The 18504-nt window shown below is 40.6% G+C and carries 12 protein-coding genes; 8 read left to right on the forward strand and 4 right to left on the reverse strand.

The window, feature by feature from the left end:
• Positions 1-58: 58 nt before the first annotated feature.
• Entirely contained in the window at positions 59-361 is a 303-nt protein-coding gene (rpsT, locus tag UYI_RS0101550) for a 30S ribosomal protein S20 (RefSeq protein WP_016864938.1), read from the reverse strand.
• Between the two features lie 831 nt (positions 362-1192).
• On the opposite strand from rpsT, the gene UYI_RS0101555 reads away from it, so the two are divergent.
• A complete protein-coding gene (locus tag UYI_RS0101555) occupies positions 1193-1525 on the forward strand; it encodes a hypothetical protein (RefSeq protein ID WP_016864939.1) in 333 nt (110 codons plus the stop codon).
• Positions 1526-1669: 144 nt separating this feature from the next.
• Positions 1670-2215, forward strand: coding sequence for a GIY-YIG nuclease family protein (locus tag UYI_RS0101560; protein WP_016864940.1), 546 nt, complete (start codon positions 1670-1672; stop codon positions 2213-2215).
• Between the two features lie 11 nt (positions 2216-2226).
• On the opposite strand, the gene UYI_RS0101565 is transcribed toward UYI_RS0101560, so the two are convergent.
• Both UYI_RS0101565 and UYI_RS34040 read right to left on the reverse strand, forming a co-directional pair.
• Positions 2227-2820 (reverse strand): Uma2 family endonuclease, encoded by a 594-nt coding sequence (locus UYI_RS0101565; protein WP_016864941.1) that lies wholly within the window; start codon positions 2818-2820, stop codon positions 2227-2229.
• 91 nt (positions 2821-2911) lie between these two features.
• Positions 2912-4804 carry a GUN4 domain-containing protein gene (locus tag UYI_RS34040; RefSeq protein ID WP_016864942.1) on the reverse strand — a complete coding sequence of 631 codons (1893 nt, stop codon included), beginning with the start codon at positions 4802-4804 and terminating at the stop codon, positions 2912-2914.
• Between the two features lie 207 nt (positions 4805-5011).
• On the opposite strand from UYI_RS34040, the gene UYI_RS38565 reads away from it, so the two are divergent.
• The 5 genes from UYI_RS38565 to UYI_RS0101600 all read left to right on the forward strand — a co-directional run bounded on the left by UYI_RS38565 (position 5012) and on the right by UYI_RS0101600 (position 14642).
• Positions 5012-5230, forward strand: a complete 219-nt coding sequence (locus UYI_RS38565) for a CU044_2847 family protein (RefSeq protein ID WP_268742078.1) — start codon at positions 5012-5014, stop codon at positions 5228-5230.
• Between the two features lie 135 nt (positions 5231-5365).
• Positions 5366-7783, forward strand: coding sequence for a GH116 family glycosyl hydrolase (locus UYI_RS0101585; RefSeq protein WP_016864945.1), 2418 nt, complete (start codon positions 5366-5368; stop codon positions 7781-7783).
• Positions 7784-8735: 952 nt separating this feature from the next.
• Positions 8736-11891: a cysteine peptidase family C39 domain-containing protein gene (locus UYI_RS0101590; protein ID WP_016864946.1), complete on the forward strand. Its 3156-nt coding sequence runs from the start codon at positions 8736-8738 to the stop codon at positions 11889-11891.
• 969 nt (positions 11892-12860) lie between these two features.
• On the forward strand, positions 12861-14099 hold the full coding sequence (locus UYI_RS34425) for an HlyD family secretion protein (protein ID WP_016864947.1): 1239 nt from the start codon (positions 12861-12863) through the stop codon (positions 14097-14099).
• A gap of 72 nt (positions 14100-14171) precedes the next feature.
• Positions 14172-14642 (forward strand): HetP family heterocyst commitment protein, encoded by a 471-nt coding sequence (locus UYI_RS0101600; RefSeq protein WP_016864948.1) that lies wholly within the window; start codon positions 14172-14174, stop codon positions 14640-14642.
• A 1627-nt stretch (positions 14643-16269) separates the two neighbouring features.
• Here UYI_RS0101600 and UYI_RS0101605 read toward each other — a convergent pair.
• Complete coding sequence (locus tag UYI_RS0101605) at positions 16270-16509, reverse strand: hypothetical protein (RefSeq protein WP_016864949.1); 240 nt, start codon at positions 16507-16509, stop codon at positions 16270-16272.
• An 80-nt stretch (positions 16510-16589) separates the two neighbouring features.
• Between UYI_RS0101605 and UYI_RS0101610 the strand changes: the two genes are divergently transcribed.
• Positions 16590-18392: a DUF1565 domain-containing protein gene (locus UYI_RS0101610; RefSeq protein WP_016864950.1), complete on the forward strand. Its 1803-nt coding sequence runs from the start codon at positions 16590-16592 to the stop codon at positions 18390-18392.
• Positions 18393-18504 lie beyond the last annotated feature (112 nt).

Below are 18504 nucleotides of genomic sequence, written 5' to 3' on the forward strand. Positions count from 1 at the left end.
AGTCCATAGTCAAAAGTTGAGTGACAATTGACTATTGACAATTGACAATTGACTATTATTATGCAGTTGCCGCTGGTTGTGTGTGAGCTTTTAACCTTTGAGCTAGTCTAGATTTTTTTCTCGCCCCGTTGTTGGGATGGAGGACGCCTCGCTTCACAGCTTTATCAATTTTGCTATAAGCTTCCGACATCCGAGCTTGGACTTCTTGCTGTGATTCAGGGGTTGGGTTTGCTGCATAGGTTTCTACCGCAGCAAAGTATTTTTTCATCAGCGTCTTCACAGCTGATTTATAAGCTTTATTGCGTAAACGATTGCGCTCTGCGATTTTGGCGCGCTTGAGAGCAGACTTTGTATTCGCCACAGTCAGTTCCAGAAAGATTATAAATATGTACACACACTACTAGACTTACTAATATAGCATCCAAAACGCCAATGTTATGATTTCTGAGAAAAAAGTCAGGTTTTGGTATTGGAGTCTACATTGTTTAGTGGTTGATGGTTGTTGGTTTTTGGTGAGACCAGCCCCCCAAAAAGGCGGTCTCCGTCACGTAGACACGAAGTGGTGAGACAGCGCGCAGAAGGGGGGTTCTCCCCCAATCCCCACTCCCTGTCGGTCGTGGGGCCCCCGAGTCCCCCATGAGCGACTGCGAACCCGGAGGGCTTAAGGTAAGGGTAGGGGGACTGGCGAACCCGTAGACACGAAGTGGCTTAAGGTAAGGGTAGGGTTGTTGGTGGTTGATTGTTGGTTGTTGGTTGTTGGTTGTTGGTGGTGAGTCAGCGCGCCCCAAGGGGGGTCCCTCCCCCAACCCCAAAGGGGGCCCCTAGCCCCCAATCCCCAACGCCAGGTGCTTTATGCCGGGAAACCCGTCCACCGCACTGGCTCCTCCCTGTCGGTCGTGGGGGCCGGTGAGTTCCCCATCCCCCCTTGTCTGGCTTGTCCCCCTTCTCTCCCTACACTCCCCACACTTCCTTGTCCCCGATCCCCTACTCCAGATTTTTGGCGCTTCTCAACCTAAACCCGTCTTCATAATTTTTAATCATCAAGAGCGATCGTTCTCTGCTAACAGTAGTCACACAATCCCATACTCTGAATTAAGTTTAAGAATTCTTTAGTAATTTTTTGTGGAACATACTGTTCCTGACGCCTAACTCTTCTAACATTTATCAGTAGATCAAAATTATCTATAAAAACATGGCTTTAAAAATTATCGAAAATTTCGATGGCACTTTCACTCTTGAACCACAAGCGAAAGAGAATCTATTTAAATTATTGAGAAGTGAAGCATTTTTAAATCAAATTTGCCAAAACTTGCAGTGTGAACAAGTAGAATTTACAGAATTGCTTTTTCAGCCAGTCCCTTACAGTATAGCCACTCCTAAAGGAATGCCAGCTGAATTTGAAAAATATCATGAATCGGAGGAGTACGTCATTATCAACGTTCCGCCTAACTTCATGTTCACAGCCAAGATTTTTCAACCTAGTCGCCTTTGTGCTGTTTATAAGAAATTAGGGATTGGGAGGTAGGGATTGGGGATTAGGGGAAAGGGGAAAGGGGGAAGGGAAAAATACCAACCACTAACCACTAACTACTAACGTACAGACGCGATGTTCTTCGCGTCTGTACCCACCAACCACTAACCACCAACCACTAACCACTAACTAAAATTTATGACTACAGATACAAATATTCCTGCTTTAGCAAATTTAGAATATATCCCTTACATTGATGAAAACGGGCAATTACCTGAATATTTACAAGGTAAAATCGGAGTATACGCGATTTTTGACCAACAACAAACGCTGCAATTTGTCGGGTATTCTCGTGATGTTTATCTTAGCCTCAAGCAGCACATTGTGCGCCAACCACAACAATGTTATTGGGTAAAAGTCCAAACGATTGAACGTCCCAGTCGTGCGGTATTAGAGAATATTGAAAAGGCTTGGATAGAAGAAAATGGTTGTGTGCCTGTGGGTAACGGCAATGAAAAGGGAAAATGGACACAGCCAATAGATGCTAAAGCAGTAATGACCGCTGAAGAACAAGCAAATTACGAAAACCCTATCAATGATGAAATAGCTAAAATCAAAATTCTTAAAAATGTAGCGCGGCGAGTCGAGGCGGAAATTTTAAAGGTATTAGAGGTACGTGGCTTGCAAATGCAAATTCGATTTAATCCCAAGTTGAAGGAAGAAGGATTGCTGGATTTGAAATAAATCTACTTCTATCAAAGATTAAAAAGAGGAGCTAGGTCAAGAATAAATCCGGGTAGTACAGTTTCTCCTGATAAAGTAGGCGGAGTTTGCTCAGAAAAGTAAAGGGTTTCTACATCCTGATTTGGGCGGTAAATTTCCACTAGGGGAGTTTGGGGATCAATTAGCCAACCTAAGCGAAGTCGATTGTTTAGGTAATCGTGCATTTTGCTTTGCAATTTTGGCAAGTTATCTGTTTGGGAACGTAGTTCGATCGCAAAGTCTGGACAAAGAGGGGGAAAGCCTCGTCTGTCTTCAATAGACAAAGCTTCCCATCTTTCCCGACTTACCCAAGAAACATCAGGAGAACGCTTTGCACCATTAGGCAATTTAAAGATGGTGGAGGAGTCAAAAACATAACCTAGCTTTGTCTGGCGGTTCCACAAACTTACTTGTAAGTTCAGTTCGGAATTTCTAATCCCACTTTCTCCACCAGTTGGTGGCATAATGATTAACTCTCCTTCAGCTGTTAGCTCCATGCGCCATTCTTCATTCGCCATGCACAGATGATAAAATTGCTCATCTGTGAGAGCCACACTAGGAGGAACATTTAGGGTGATAGTTTCCATCGCATGATGATTGGGAAATAAATTGATAGCTCATTCGGGGTGATTTTATTTTAGTTCCCCTGCCCATACTTATGATGTGAAACTTCATAGTTCACAAAACCCGGGATAAAAAAGACAACCCTCCCCAAAACCAAACCCAACCGTTTGGCCTATTCTCCACTAAAGGGGAACACAGGGAAACAACGCCCCAATCCCCCTTGGGGAATATTAACACTTCTATCCCCAAAGATGGACTAACTCCTACCAAGCGTGATGGAAGATGACCTTGGGGAGCATTAAGGGAAAAATTGAGATCAGAATATTTTAGCCACTCTTGTTGGATTCTCCAGCCAACGCGATCGCCCAATAAACACTCTGTATACTTATCGATTTCACCGCCTAATTCCAGCCAAATATGTTTCTGCACACTAAAACCAAAGTGTCCTTGGCTGTACTTTACCCAAAGAGTATCAATAGTGTGTAAATCTTGACAAGGAAATTCTCTAATATGTTCTTTTTTCAGCCAGCCTTTCTTTTCTTGATCGCTAACCTTGAGGATCAAAGCCGCAGTTAGTATATCTGCTTCTTTCCACTTTTCTTCTGCGAGTAAATTACGTAGTTGAGTATAGTCTACACTTCGCTCAGAGATCAGCTCATCACCTGTAATTACTGTTCGGATACCGCAGTCCTCTAATCTTGACATGAGAGCAGAAAATCTACTGGCTATCGTATTAGAATAACCCCAATTCAACCATTCTCGACAATACGGTAGGTGTCCATAATTAGCATCTAAAGAGAAGGTGAGGTTGTCCAAACTTCTCCAATTCCCTTGGAAAAACCAACCGACCCGATCACTGAAACGCTTAAAAGTTTCGTAATCTGCTCCTTTATTTTGAGAAAGACTTCGCCATATACGCAACTGCACACTAAAGCCAAATCTTCCTTTACTATACTCTAACCACAACTGATTGATTTGATATAAATTTTTATAGGGTAATTGTCTACAATCTTCTGCTTCGAGCTTACCTTTTTCTTGCCGACCAGATAGTTTGAGTATTATATTTTTAGTCTCTAGGTTTGCTTCCTCCCACTTACCTGCTGCTAACAATTCTCTGAGTAATTGATAATTTATATCATTGTCTAAAGGATATTTAAAAATAGCTGTACTTATTTCTTTGTTTTCGGAAATAGGGTTTGTTTGGTTATTTATATTTTTAAGAAATACATCCTGTTTTATAGATACATCTTGGTTATTTAATTTTTTAGATATTTTATAGCTAACTAAATGAATTGTTCGCCCAAAACCCATACGGATTGGTTCCTGACCAGAACCTCTAAGTTCTTTGGCAATGAAATCGAATAGGCGTTCACAACTTACTTGCCCATTCTCATCAGCATTATTAACCGAAAGTCCTTGGAGAAATGCGTCTGTAAAAATACCGTGTTCTTTTCCTTCACGCGCCCTTTCAAAAGACCGACAGGCTGTAATTAGGTAATAGTCTGTTCTCTGTTGGAATGCCGTAAAAGTTGATGATACTGGGATGCTGTGTTCTAGTAATGAACCAGCATGGCAACAGTCCAGCACCATTACTAAACTACTGAGATCAGAAACGGCAATTAAATGATTTAATTCACTTAATAAAATAGCGTTTTGTCCATCACTACTGCAATCAGAGGTTGCGAGATAACCTTTTTTATTTCCTCCCATACCTCGTATTTCAAAACCATGTCCAGCAAAATAAATAACAGCCTCTTGCTTTGCTGCTTGTTTCAATAGAAACTGCTCTAACTCTTGAGTTAATTGCTTACCTGTCAGTTTTTTATCTGGAGCTATTTGCCATCGGTTTTCTTCTGGGTTCCACTTAGCAGGTAATCGTTTAACTTCCTGAAAATTCCCGTTTTGTTCCAAAAGTTCAGCGATCGCTTCTGCATCATTCACCGCTTTTGGTAGATTTGTGAAATTACTATAGTTTGCAATTCCAATTACCAAAGCATATTTTGCCATAGAGTTTTTACTGCTGTTAAGATTTTTAGGTATTATTAATAACTTAACAGAAACACATATGACTAGAGGCTACAAATGTCAGAAGTACAACGCCTGATTGTCAAAGAAGACGGTCAAGAGTACGAAATTTACGTAGAATCTAAAACTGCTACTGAGGTTCCAGAACCAGGTTAACCCGTATACCGTGATGTTCTCCCCACTATCAATATTCAGGAGTTTCACGATAAGCTACGTGGCTATACTAAGTTAGCTCTGGGAGCATTTAAAAATTTACCTGAAGCTGAAGAAGTAACAATTAAATTTGGCATCAAGTTAGGTGGCAAGGTTGGCATTCCTATCTTGGCTGAAGGTTCTACAGAAGGCAATTTTGAAATTGAGGTGAAGTGTAAGTTTCCTGACAAGTATCAAAATTCTGGCAGTATTTGAGTCAGAGTCAAAACAAGCATCCTGCCGACTTTTTGTGTATTAAATACCAGGATACCTGTTTGCCAGACAACTTGAGAAAATTTACACATCGCGCTAGTCTTCTTTAATTGTGACTGCACACTGTCAACTCAGGCGATGACAAATCAATCCTCCCCGAAAATCCCTTCTTGCACCTGGAGTCGTCCCATTGGTTTAGGTTGGGACAAACCTTATACTGTTCGCTATGCTAGCAATATTGATGATGGGCCTTGGCACGGAATGCCTTTAGGTGGTTTTGGTGCAGGTTGTATTGGTCGTTCTTCGCGGGGAGATTTTAATCTGTGGCATATTGATGGTGGCGAACACGTCTTTAAAAATATCCCTGCTTGTCAATTTAGTGTATTTGAACGTACTGAAGCAGGAACTCAGGCATACGCCTTATGTACACAACCTCCTGAAGATGGGAGTTTAGCTGCTTGGCAGTGGTATCCAACAATTAAAAATGAAGAAGGCGTCACTGGAACTTATCATGCCCTTTATCCGCGCAGTTGGTTTGTTTATGAAAGAGTATATGAAACCCAGTTAACCTGTGAACAATTTTCTCCGATCTGGGCAAATAATTACCAAGAAACTAGCTACCCTGTGGCAATTTTTGTGTGGAAAGCACACAATCCCACCAACGCACCTATTACTTTGAGCATAATGCTCACTTGGGAAAATATGGTAGGTTGGTTTACTAATGCCTTGAAATCCCCAGAGGTACGGATGCGGGATGATGGTAGTCCGGTTTATGAGTATCAGCCACGCTTAGGTGAAAGTAAAGATAATTTTAATCAACTAGTTGAAAATACTAAATACATTGGTTGTGTTCTGGATCGAGTTGGCATTGATCAAGCCATCCAAGAGGGAGAAGGACAGTGGTGCATTGCTACTCGCAAACATCCCAAACTAGAAATCTTTTATCATAGCCGTTGGCAGACTACAGGCACGGGTGAGGATGTGTGGCAAAGTTTTGCTCAAGATGGATCGTTACCAAACTATCTAGATCATTCCTCAGCAGTTGAGGGTGAACAAATTGCAGCTGCGCTTGCAGTGCGTTTCACTCTGCAACCAGGGGAAACACTAGAGATTCCTTTTGTTTTAACTTGGGATTTTCCGGTTACAGAATTCGCGGCTGGCATCAATTACAACCGCAGATATACAGACTTTTTTGGTAATGATGGCAAGAATGCGTGGGCGATCGCATTAATAGCACTACAACAATACCAGGATTGGCAAGCACAAATTCAAGCATGGCAACAACCCATTCTTGACCGTGCAGATTTACCAGACTGGTTGAAGATGGCTTTATTTAATGAGCTTTACGACCTTTCTGCCGGTGGTACTCTCTGGAGTGCAGCAACTGAGCGTGATCCCATTGGTCAGTTTGCGGTGTTAGAGTGCCTAGACTACCGTTGGTATGAAAGTTTAGATGTCCGGCTTTATGGCTCTTTTGCCCTATTGATGCTGTTTCCAGAACTAGAGAAGGCGGTAATGCGTGCGTTTGCCCGCGCAATTCCAGTAAGGAATACGAAGACTCGTGTAATTGGCTACTACTACACAATCGGTGCAGAAAGTCCCTTTGCTGTCCGAAAGGTGGCAGGAGCAACACCTCATGATTTAGGCGCACCTAATGAACATGTTTGGGAGAAGACGAATTATACCAGCTACCAAGATTGCAATTTGTGGAAGGATTTAGGTTGTGATTTTGTTTTGCAGGTATATCGCGATTTTCTTTTTACTGGTGCTGACGATATTACATTTCTAGCAGATTGCTGGAATGCCATTGTAGAAACCCTCAACTATCTAAAAACTTTTGACATAGATAACGATGGAATTCCGGAAAATTCTGGTGCGCCTGATCAAACTTTTGATGACTGGCGGCTACAGGGAGTGAGTGCTTATTGTGGTGGATTATGGTTGGCAGCATTAGAAGCTGCGATCGCAATTTGTGATGTTTTGATAACAAACCGCAGAGATACAGAGAACACAGAGGAGATAGAAGCACAAAAATCGATCTACGAAACTTGGTTACAACAATCTCGCCCTATTTATGAAGCAAAACTCTGGAATGGTCAATATTATCGACTAGATAGCGAAAGTGGTTCGGATGTAGTCATGGCAGATCAATTGTGTGGTCAGTTTTATGCCCGTTTATTGGGATTGCCTGATATTGTAAAGTGCGATCGCGCTTTGTCTGCATTGAAAACTATTTACAATGCTTGTTTCTTGAAGTTTCATAATGGTCAGTTTGGTGCTGCTAATGGTCTTCGTCCTGATGGTTCACCAGAAAATCCCCAAGCTACCCATCCTTTAGAAGTATGGACGGGGATCAATTTTGGTCTAGCGGCCTTTATGGTGCAGATGGGTATGAAAGACGAAGCGATGAAATTGACAGAAGCTGTAGTTAGGCAAATTTACGAAAATGGATTGCAATTCCGCACACCAGAAGCAATCACTGCTGTCGGTACTTTCCGCGCTAGTACCTATCTACGGGCGATGGCAATTTGGGCAATATATTTAGTTGTTGGTTAGTTGTTGGTGGTTGATTGTTGTAGAGACGTGCCATGGCACGTCTCTACAGTAGTTAGTGGTTAGTTGTCAATTGTCAATGGTCATTGGTCATTGGTTAAGAGGGAACTCTTAACAGGGAATAGGAAATAGGAAATAGGTAATTTCTTCCTTGTCTCCCCACACTCCCCATTGCCCCCCAACCCCACAAAGTGGGGATCCCTAGCCCCCCACTGCCCCTAATCCCCACCAGGGGCCGGTGAGTTCCCCATCCCCAATCCCCATCTTTTTTGATCATGAAGACAAAAAATCCGGTTTTGATTGTAATTGGTTGTAATTGACTAATATGAATTCTCCAAAAAAATGCAACTAACCTATGGATGCATGGCTACTTGCTAAGACAACTATGTATTGCATTCTCCTGGGGCAATGGTAATATAATAGTTTTTTGTCTGTTGTTACAGATACAAGACATGAAGCCCTGAAGGCTAAGTAATGGGGCTATGAATGCCAATAACGCAAGTTGTTCTGATTTTTCAGAATTCAGAGCCAAGTTTTCTTGTTTTTAAGCACAAACTCATTCTTTGAAGCAATAATTTGCAAGAATTGTAATACTGTACACAAGTGCTTAAAGGCACAAATAAAGGAGAAACAAGATGAAAAATACGGATTAAAAGCTTAGTAAAAGTTTGGTAAATTGCCAAAAAATCTTGACTAAAGTTATCAAAATTTTATAAGAATGCATCAAGAGGTGTTTAATAGCCTTGTGAAAAACTAAATAAGGTTTAGTGAGTGACCTGTTATTAGACAAACTTTCTTTCTCAAAAAACAACTCAAAAAAACTGAGAAAAGTGATTAAGAACACAAAAAATCGGGCTTTACAAAAGCTCAGGCTACCGTTATGAAATCAAATCCACTGATATTGGCTGCCTCAACGGGCATTTTATCAGCTTACTCAGGCATTAGAGATTAAGACATGAACTCGTATTCGTCGTTAGGGGGTAATAAAGAGCCTGTTTATACAAAACATCAGAAATTTTCCATCTCAAAACAGACTATCCTTAAGCTTTTCAGGATAGCCACGGAAGATACGACCCTCGCATCCGACTTTCATCAAGTTTGGGCTTGGCGTGAGTTTCAATTAGGGGATGATTTGGCGGAGTTAGCGATCGCAAGACAAACAGAAAATCAAAATGATTTTCTTTTCTTAATTTGTCAAGGTCGAGTGCGGCTACTGGGATTTGATCCAAAATTGAAACGGGAGGTATCTACTCAGTTGCTAATAGCAGATCAAATCTTTGGAGTAGACTATTTATTTCACAATCAGCCTCTACCGTATCGAGCAGTTGCAGCTAGTGCTGGTTTAGTTGCATCTATACATCTAGATGACCTGAAACAGTGGTTACAACGACTACCTAATTTGCAACGCTATTTGCAAAAAATAACCTGTGAGCGACAAACTTTGATTTTTTTCAAAACCGCCACAGAATTACGTTCACATACTAGCCATTCTTTACGCCAGCTTTTACCTTACTTGGAACAAACCAAGGTCAGCGCTGGCTCCAAGCTTGTAGAAGCGACTCCTCCATCAAAAGGACGCTTTTGGCTGCGGAGTGGAAAAATTTTGAGTGCCACGCCAGAAAATCAACCACCACAAGTAGGAGAAGGCTGGGGATACCCCGATACTACAATCCCAGATTGGATTGCCAAAACGGATCTACTAGTATACCACCTACCTCAACAATATGAAGAATTAACTAGCACAATTGCACCGGAAATTTTTCTCCACAAGCAACAGAAAGAAGACGCGGGGACGCAGGGAGAAGGGGGACACGGAGGACAAGGAGGACAAGGGGGACACGGGGACAAGGAGGACGACTTGGAAGACAAGGGGGACACGACGGCTGTGTCTTCTGAAAATACCCATGCAGAGATGAGTTTGCTACCACCGAGGAAACAGCGCTGGTCGGTAAGCAAACTCTGGCGTCGCTATCCTTTTATTCAACAGCAGAGTTCATCTGATTGTGGTGCTGCGTGTTTGGCGATGATTAGCCTCTACTGGGGTAAGCGTTTCAGCCTGAATAAGTTACGAAACCTAGCCCAGACAGACCGGATGGGGGCTTCTCTTTCGTCTTTAGCGGATGCGGCAGAAACCTTAGGTTATGATGCTTTACCAGTTAGGGCTTCTTTGAGCAAATTAGAGTTACAACCTAATCCTTGGATTGCTCATTGGCAAGGGATTCACTACGTGGTTGTTTGGCGAGTCAAAGGCGATCGCGTATTGATTTGTGATCCAGCAATCGGCAAGCGATCGCTTTTGCGTGCAGAGTTTGAAGCTAACTGGACAGGATATGCCTTAGTGTTGTTTCCAACCAAACACTTAAACACTCAACGGAACGAAAAAGTTTCCTTGCGAGAATTTTGGCACGCTTTTTGGCATCACCGCGAATTACTGGGGCAAATCGTTCTCGCTTCAGTACTGCTAACAGTGTTTGGTTTAGCAGCACCTTTAATTACTCAGGTTGTACTTGACCAAGTTCTGCCTTATAAAAGTTCTCTGACTCTAAATATCTTCGCCTTCGGTTTTCTATTTTTTGGCATTTGGCGGATTATCGTCCAAGCAGTGCGCCAATACTTGCTGGACTATTTTTCCAACCGCATGGATTTGACGTTACTAGGCAGTTTTATTAGCCGTACCCTGCGCTTACCATTGCAGTTTTTTGTATCCCGTCAACCAGGAGATATTATTACTCGTATTCAAGAAAACCGCAAAATTCAACTATTTTTCACCAAGCAAGCACTTAGTACTATCCTAGATGCGGTCATGGTGATTGTTTACTTGGGATTGATGGCGTATTACAACTTACGCTTGACTCTCATCGTCTTGCTTTTAATTCTACCGATTGTGGTTGTGACTGCTGCAACTAGCCCACTTCTCAAAGATGCCTCACGAGAACTTTACCAAAAATCGGCGGTGCAATATTCCACAATGCTAGAAATTGTCACTGCTGTAGCCACAGTTAAAACAGCTGCTGCTGAACGTCCAATGCGCTGGCGTTGGGAGGAAAGTTTTACCAACACCGTCCAAACAAGATTTCGGGGTCAGAAGTTAGCTAATAATTTACAGCTAGCAACTAGTTTGATTAATCATCTGGGGATCACTTTTTTACTATGGTACGGGGCAACGCTAGTGATGGGCAACCAGATGTCACTTGGTCAATTTGTTGCTTTTAATATGCTGATTGGCAGTACAATCAACCCTGTTTTAGCACTGGTGAAGTTGTGGGATGAGTTACAAGAGATATTGATTTCTGCTGAACGTTTAGATGACATCCTCACTACCCAACCAGAAGAAAATAGCCAAAAACCACAAATGGTGTTACCTCCGATTCGAGGTGATATCCAGTTTGAAGAGGTTTGTTTTCGTTACAATGCCAATGCAGAACGCAACACCTTGCACAATATTTCCTTTCACATCAAAGCAGGACAGACTGTAGGAATTGTTGGTACTAATGGTTCTGGTAAAAGTACTTTAGTTAATTTACTAGCAGGTTTGTATCGTCCCAATAGCGGACGTATTTTAATTGATGGGCATAATATTGCTGAGGTTTCTCCCCAGTCGTTGCGTAGTCAATTAGGGGTAGTACCGCAAGATATTTTTCTATTTGCTGGCAGCATTTTGGAAAATATCACACTGTTTAATTCAGAAATTTCCCTAGAAGAAGCGATCGCCGCCGCTAGAGTTGCAGAAGCACACACCTTTATCGAAGCCTTACCACTGGGTTACAACACCCGTGTGGGTGAGGGAGGGATGATGCTCTCTGATGAACAGCGCCAAAAAATTGCGATCGCCCGTGCCTTAGTTAGAAATCCACCTATCCTAATTCTAGATGAAGCTACTAGTTGCCTGGATAATGCCTCAAATTTAGCTAGTTTGCGTCCTTCCAGCAACACTTCCACTCATCAGGCATGTACTATCATCTTCGTTGCCCATCGTCTTTCTAGTATTCGCCATGCTGACCATATTTTGGTTTTAGACCGAGGTATCCTTACTGAGCAAGGCAATCATCAAGAATTAATGACAATTCAGGGTCTTTATTACCACTTAGTTCAACAACAATTACATCTGTAATCGCACCTATATCAATGAATTGTAGTGCAGAAATAATGCAAATTATTTTTTAAAATACTTAGGGATAACAATTGCGACTAATTTTCTTTGTAGTCGCTGTATTGCATAACTTCCTAGAAGCGTTAACCGCTACTTTTGTCCTGCAAAAAAACTTGTTGTAGTGATTTTGTTAGCCCACAGATACATTGCTGAAAGTGGTTTTAAAATCATACCATAAAATGGTAAAAAACACAACTATTTATTCACAACAACATGTTTGTTTTCAAGCAAAATTAACAACAGTTTCACCGCAAATTTACAATAAAATGCTAATGTGAAAATTAGTCATGGCAAGGTTTTTGTCGAAATTGCAAACAAGATTATCTTGCGATAACAGTAAAAATTATTATCATTTTGTTTGCCAGGTAAACATCCACAACATCATACATGCGTATTTCTATTTATCAGGAACTCATCAATAAATTTCATAGTAAATTTTATAATTTTTGAAAAAAATACAAATCAAAAATAAATAGTAGGTGAGGGGCGAAACCCCTAATGTATTTAACACTGATGGACAAAATCTGAATTGTATAATAATTAGTTAGATAGGGAAGAATATTAACTACACCGAACGGAAAGAAATGAAAAATCAGCAGATGACATTCATGGGAAAAAAGAGTATAAGTACGAATGTTGCCCTTGAACATCAAGAATGAATATTTTTTCTTTGCTCTTGTAGAAAAAAATGGCAGTTTCACTTAAAAATCTCCTAATTTTTGGTGTAATTCACTACATAAAATAACCAGGGGAAAGTAATTAAATTAGGAGTGAGCCAAATATTCAAGAGGGCAAAACTGCATCTACCAAGAGCCAAACGGAGACTTTTTCCTACCATTCAACAAAGATGACTCAAGGTAAATTTTTGCCTCAGTCACTGCCTTATCAAACCTAAAACTCATAGTCAGGTTTCCGATTTTAGGTCAGCTCATGGACAGAATCATCAGGTCAAATGCAGTCGAAACCTCAAGCCAATCAGGAAGTTTAGAAATTAACTTACAGGATGTGCATCCCTGCTACGCTCTAACTTCTGAAATGGCATCAATTTACGGAGGTAGTGTTGCTTCACCAGGAGCAGTTTTATCAGAACTACCTACAATCCACACCGCAACAACCAAAACTTTCCCAGCAGGAATTACGAGTACAAGTAATTACTCTACATCTTTGCAAAAAGTATTAGAACAACGGCCTTCTATTGTTGCTCATCTAATTTTGTTAGGCGGTCTAGTTTTTTTTGCAACTGTATTAGTTTGGGTCTGTACCGGAAAAATACAACAAGTCAGCCAAGTTCAAGGAAAAGTTGCACCATCACAACAGCTTTATCAACTTCAACCACAAGAGTTTGGTAAAGTAGTGAAGATTGCGGTTAAACAAGGTCAACAAGTAAAAGCTGGTCAGGTGGTAGCAGAATTAGACACCAAACCCCTGTCTAATGACCTACAAGTAAAAAAGCAACAACTCCAACGGATTAAAGCTTTATTAGATCAAACTCGCCACACACCTGCACAAACTGCGGTTATGGCAATGGCATCTGCAAAAGAAAAAACAACCGCCAGAAATATTGTTACTCCTCAAACTCCCTTAGTTGCCAAACAACAGTTACTAAATCGATTACAAGCACAAGTAACCGAGTTGCAGGTCAATATTACCGAAACTCAAAATTTGCTCAAAAAAAGCCAAGTACAGTTAAAGCCAAAATCTCTGTACGCACCTATAGATGGGGTTGTGTCCTCTTTAAATATCCGTAGTACTGGCGAGGAAGTTAAACCTAAGCAAATTATTGCTGAAATTGCTCCAATTCATGCATCTGGGGTTTTATCGCTCATACTACCCTCCCAAAAAGCAGCCTTTGTTAACAAGGGAGATTTGGTAGAACTCAAGCTCAATTTTGATTCCCAGCGTCTGAATGTTGCTAAAACGCCAAAGCAGAACGTTCCTAGCTATAGAAATAACAACATTCTCTCAGGAAGAGTTATTTCAGTCTCCAGCGATGCTCAAACAGATGAAAAATTAGGTTGGGTGCGTCGGGTAGAAATAGCTTTGGATAACAATCAAACCGTCAACTTTACAGCCGGACAAGTAGTCACAGCCGAAATCATTCACCATCGCCGTGTTGCTGATATGTTCCTCAAACCAATGAAGGAATTGCAAAACAGCGAAAGCGATTGATAAATCTTGCTTAGGCCACTCTTCACCACAAAAACTAACAAACTTATTTATTGTATCCAGGACAACAGCACCATGAACCAAAATGTATCTAGCGCTACTAGCAACTTCGAGAAGACTCTTAACCCAGAACAATTTGATCAGTTAGTTGAAGCCATTCTTGCAGGTAAGTATTCCTGGGCTTGTGTTTTAATACTGCGGTTCGCTGGCTACAATCCTTTACATTACATTCCTTACCGCACCTACAACCGATTAATCAAAGAAAACTCGCAACTCAAAAGAGTTAATCAACAGCGCAACGAAAATCTCAAAATTGCTAAACTTCCTGCTGAGAAGAAATCTGATAGCAATCCCTCACAAAGCTGCTTAAGTAAAATTAAAGATTTGGCTTATCTGGAAGTAGTGGGTAAGCAAAAAAGAGAAATTCGTGGTGGTCATCAAAATCAGTGGCTAGGAACACAAATTCGCGAATACCAATCAATGGAAGCTGAACTTAAACCAGAAAGTACTCAAGATTTACCATTCAAATTTTGTGAAATTAACTAAAATATCTCTTGGCTTAATAAAGCCAAAAATATACTGGGTCAAGTTTCATATCACCTGCCATGCTAGTTAGTAATTTCTGGTATGGCAGACTGATGAAATCAGTGGACATTAATCAGTAATCAGTTATCAAATTTAGAAAGTGGTCTGGTGTTATTAGATTGATTTAGGTAGAAAAAGAAAAAATATCCTGTTTTAAACCTCCTAACGTTATTAGACTTCTTGCAAAAGTCGAATTAACCGCCCTGTGTCCTCCCGTAAATGAGGCTCAAGCGTACACACAAGTCCAAAACCTTGTCCACATTGGCTTGATTCTGGTAGGGTGCGTTATGGACTATTCGTCCTAACGCACCAAAAATCACTCCTTGATGCGTTAGCCTACGGCATAACACATCCTACAAAAAAAGATTTGGGGTAATTAAATTATTTGTGTGTACACAATAATGTGTGTTTCAATACCTATCTACTGGTAAAACAAATATAAAAATAATATAAAATTTGATATTTGCTAGTCGTTCTGAAAAAAGAATATGCCATTTTGGCAGAACAGCAAGGATTTATTTTTATACATTATAAATAAGAAAATTAGATATCTAGTTTACCTAAGGAGTCACTATTTAGGAGCAAGTAAATGAATTATTATTGATTAACATAAAAGTAAAAACATTAAACTTGAATAAGAGAGACGAGCAAAGAATATAGTTCAGTTAGCAAAGTTAAATATTTGAATACTCTAGCAACCCTTTTTTATCAGGGCTAAGGACAATCAAAAATTTAACCTAACCTGAATTATCAAGAATGTTTCTAACCTGAAGCTATTACTACTGGTGGTTCTTTTTCTGCTCAAGTCTAAATATTGCTTATAGGAGTTACAACATTGTGGTGGATGTTGCTTTCTCTCAAATAAGTTGATACTTAATACAACTAAAATCAGAAAAAGAAAAAGTAATAGTTGAATCGTTTTTATGGCTGGTAGGATTTACGGCTATTTCGCTTTTCTTGCAAAAATCCTAATACTCCCTATTGGGATTATACCTACTTTTAAATTTGCTATTTAAACAGCAAACAATAACTGGAAGCCTACAAAAATCGTATAGCTTCCAGTTTTTTTATATGGTAAATTTTTTGCATGGCTGAGGTTGTGTGATGTTGAGAAAGGCCAGATCCCCGACTTTTGAAAAAAGTCGGGGAATATGGTTGAGTATTAGAAAGGTGGTTCCGTCACGTAGACGCAACAGTGACTTTCTGTAGTAAGGGGACTGGTGTAGACGCCTTATGGGCGGTTTCCGTTACCTATTAGTTGGCAAATTAAAAGCGCCAAGAAATATAGCTGTTACTTGGCGCTTAGAACATTGTGAGTTTTAGTTTATAGGGAGTCTTTAAATAGCTTTGACTCCTTTTAAATATGATGGTTTATATTCAGGGTCTTTATATCAGCTGACCCCGTTTGAACAATTACTAGTTTTGCAGAAATTTTTGATTTTTTTGATTTCCTAAATATTTTTTTTATTTTTTGTCTATTTGTATTTCTAGTTATGTACTAATGTTAAGCTTTGAAATCCAAATACTGATACATTCGTATACATAATTTTACTTAAGGATACACGGTACTACGCGTGTTTACGACAGCCTAATACAGTACTAAAGTATAGATATTCTCTACAAAGGTGCGATCGCTAGCTAATGATGAAAAGCGATCGCTTAATCTGACTTTGACTAAATTGGGCAAGCAAAACAGCCAGAATACTTGCCACCAGTCAGCTTTAGTCTTTAACTTTCTTGTAAATTTTTCTGAGTTTACAAAACAGAAATTAAATTTTGCATGGGAACCCAGCTGCAAAGGTGCATGTCTTCCGCTATAGTTTTGCATGTGTTTAGCAAATGAGTGGCTGCAATTGACACATTTCTAAACATGCGGTAAATCAGCACATCACAGACGTATAAATAAATATGAAACATCAGGGTTTTCCCATTCAACAAAAAAATATTCGCTTGCTTGTTGGTAAAAACCTTTGCAATACTTTCCGAGTACCTGTAGCACTCACCACTTTATTCTTGCTTTCCGGTGGTTATCTGCTTTTGCCTGTTGGGGTAAATGCTGATACTGCTCAAACAATAAATCAGAACACCACTCAGACAGGAAATCAAAACACAACTCAAGTAGAAATTCAAAACACCACTCAAACAGGAAATCAGAATACTAATCAAACAATAATTCAAAACACCACTCAAACAGGAAATCAAAACACTACTCAAGGAACAACAGTTCCTGTAACTGGAAACGTTGTCTACGTTAATCCCGCAACAGGTTCAGATACCACTGGTGCTGGCACATCAGCCGCACAACCTTATAAAACTATTACCTATGCTCTTAGTCAAGCCCAACCAGGTACAACTATTCAACTAGCACCCGGTACTTATAACAAAGAAAGTGGAGAAGTCTTCCCACTGACAGTTAAGCAGGGCGTAATTTTACGAGGAGATGAAGCCACCAAAGGTCAAGGGGTACTGATTGTCGGTAGCGGTAAATACATTAGTCCTACCTTTGCCAGTCAAAATGTGACCATTAAGACTGAAAAGGATAGCTTCATTACAGGTGTAACGGTTACGAATCAAGACTCTCGTGGCACGGCTGTATGGGTAGAATCAACTAACCCCACGATCACAAACAGTACATTTACTAACAGCGTCAGAGATGGCGTTTTTGTCACAGGTAAAGGTAATCCCAGGATAGAAAACAACATCTTTGTACAAAACAAAGGTAATGGTCTTTCAGTAGCCAAATCTGCTGCTGGAGTCATTCGGAATAACATCTTTGAAGATACTGGTTTTGGTGTGGCGGTCAGTGATAGTGCTACACCTTTGCTTGAGGGAAATCAAATCATCGGCAATCAAGACGGTGTTTATATTAACAACACGGCTAAACCTATCCTGCGTAAGAATATTATTCAGGGAAATAAACGGGATGGTGTAGTAGCAACCGTCAATGCTGCGCCTGATCTTGGTACAACCGAAAGTCCTGGCGGTAATCTGATTCGCAGTAACACTCGCTATGACCTCAACAACGCCACCAAAACTATTAAGATTTTGGCTGTTGGTAACGATATTGATACTAAGAAAATAGCTGGTTCAGTTGAATTTGTTGCCTCTACAGTCGTACCTGCTGGCGGTTTTAGGGATGTAACAACTGGTTATTGGGCTAAAAGCTATATCGAAGCTTTAGCAGCTAAGAATATTATTGCTGGTTTCCCAGATGGTACTTTTAAACCCAATGATCCCGTAACACGGGCGCAATTTGCAGCCATTGTCACTAAAGCCTTTGCCCAAACTCAACCGAAACGCGAAGCTACTAACTTCAGCGATGTTAATAGTAAATTCTGGGCTTACGATGCCATCCGAAATGCGTATAGACTGGGTTTTGTCTCTGGCTATCCTGATCGCACCTTTAAACCACAACAGCAAATCCCGCGAGTACAGGTGCTTGTCTCATTATCTAGTGGTTTGAATTTAACTGCGACTAACCAGAATGTGCTTTCCTTCTACTCAGATGCTGCCCAAATTCCTAGTTATGCTACTTCTCAAGTAGCAGCAGCAACTGTAAAAGGGTTGGTAGTAAATTACCCAAATGCTAAACAACTAAATCCCAACCGTGAAGCAACTAGGGCAGAAGTAGCTGCTTTTGTTTACCAAGCACTGGTTAACGCCGGACAAGTTCAAGCTATTTCCTCACCCTATTTGGTGAGAGTGCAGTAGAGATATTGGGGATTGGGTATCAGGGATTGGGGATCGGGAATTGGGGAGCAAGTATCAATGTTTATTTTCCCCATCTCCCCATCTCCCCACTGCCCCTAATCCCCACTCCCTT

This window comes from Fischerella muscicola PCC 7414, from assembly GCF_000317205.1.
Lineage (GTDB): Bacteria > Cyanobacteriota > Cyanobacteriia > Cyanobacteriales > Nostocaceae > Fischerella > Fischerella muscicola.

Excerpts from the sequence above, each read along its gene's own strand:
- UYI_RS0101555 (WP_016864939.1), top strand. The coding sequence starts at position 1,193 with ATGGCTTTAAAAATTATCGAAAATTTCGATGGCACTTTCACTCTTGAA.
- UYI_RS0101560 (WP_016864940.1), top strand. The coding sequence starts at position 1,670 with ATGACTACAGATACAAATATTCCTGCTTTAGCAAATTTAGAATATATC.
- UYI_RS0101565 (WP_016864941.1), bottom strand. The coding sequence starts at position 2,820 with ATGGAAACTATCACCCTAAATGTTCCTCCTAGTGTGGCTCTCACAGAT.
- UYI_RS34040 (WP_016864942.1), bottom strand. The coding sequence starts at position 4,804 with ATGGCAAAATATGCTTTGGTAATTGGAATTGCAAACTATAGTAATTTC.
- UYI_RS0101585 (WP_016864945.1), top strand. The coding sequence starts at position 5,366 with ATGACAAATCAATCCTCCCCGAAAATCCCTTCTTGCACCTGGAGTCGT.
- UYI_RS0101590 (WP_016864946.1), top strand. The coding sequence starts at position 8,736 with ATGAACTCGTATTCGTCGTTAGGGGGTAATAAAGAGCCTGTTTATACA.
- UYI_RS34425 (WP_016864947.1), top strand. The coding sequence starts at position 12,861 with ATGGACAGAATCATCAGGTCAAATGCAGTCGAAACCTCAAGCCAATCA.
- UYI_RS0101600 (WP_016864948.1), top strand. The coding sequence starts at position 14,172 with ATGAACCAAAATGTATCTAGCGCTACTAGCAACTTCGAGAAGACTCTT.
- UYI_RS0101605 (WP_016864949.1), bottom strand. The coding sequence starts at position 16,509 with ATGCAAAACTATAGCGGAAGACATGCACCTTTGCAGCTGGGTTCCCAT.
- UYI_RS0101610 (WP_016864950.1), top strand. The coding sequence starts at position 16,590 with ATGAAACATCAGGGTTTTCCCATTCAACAAAAAAATATTCGCTTGCTT.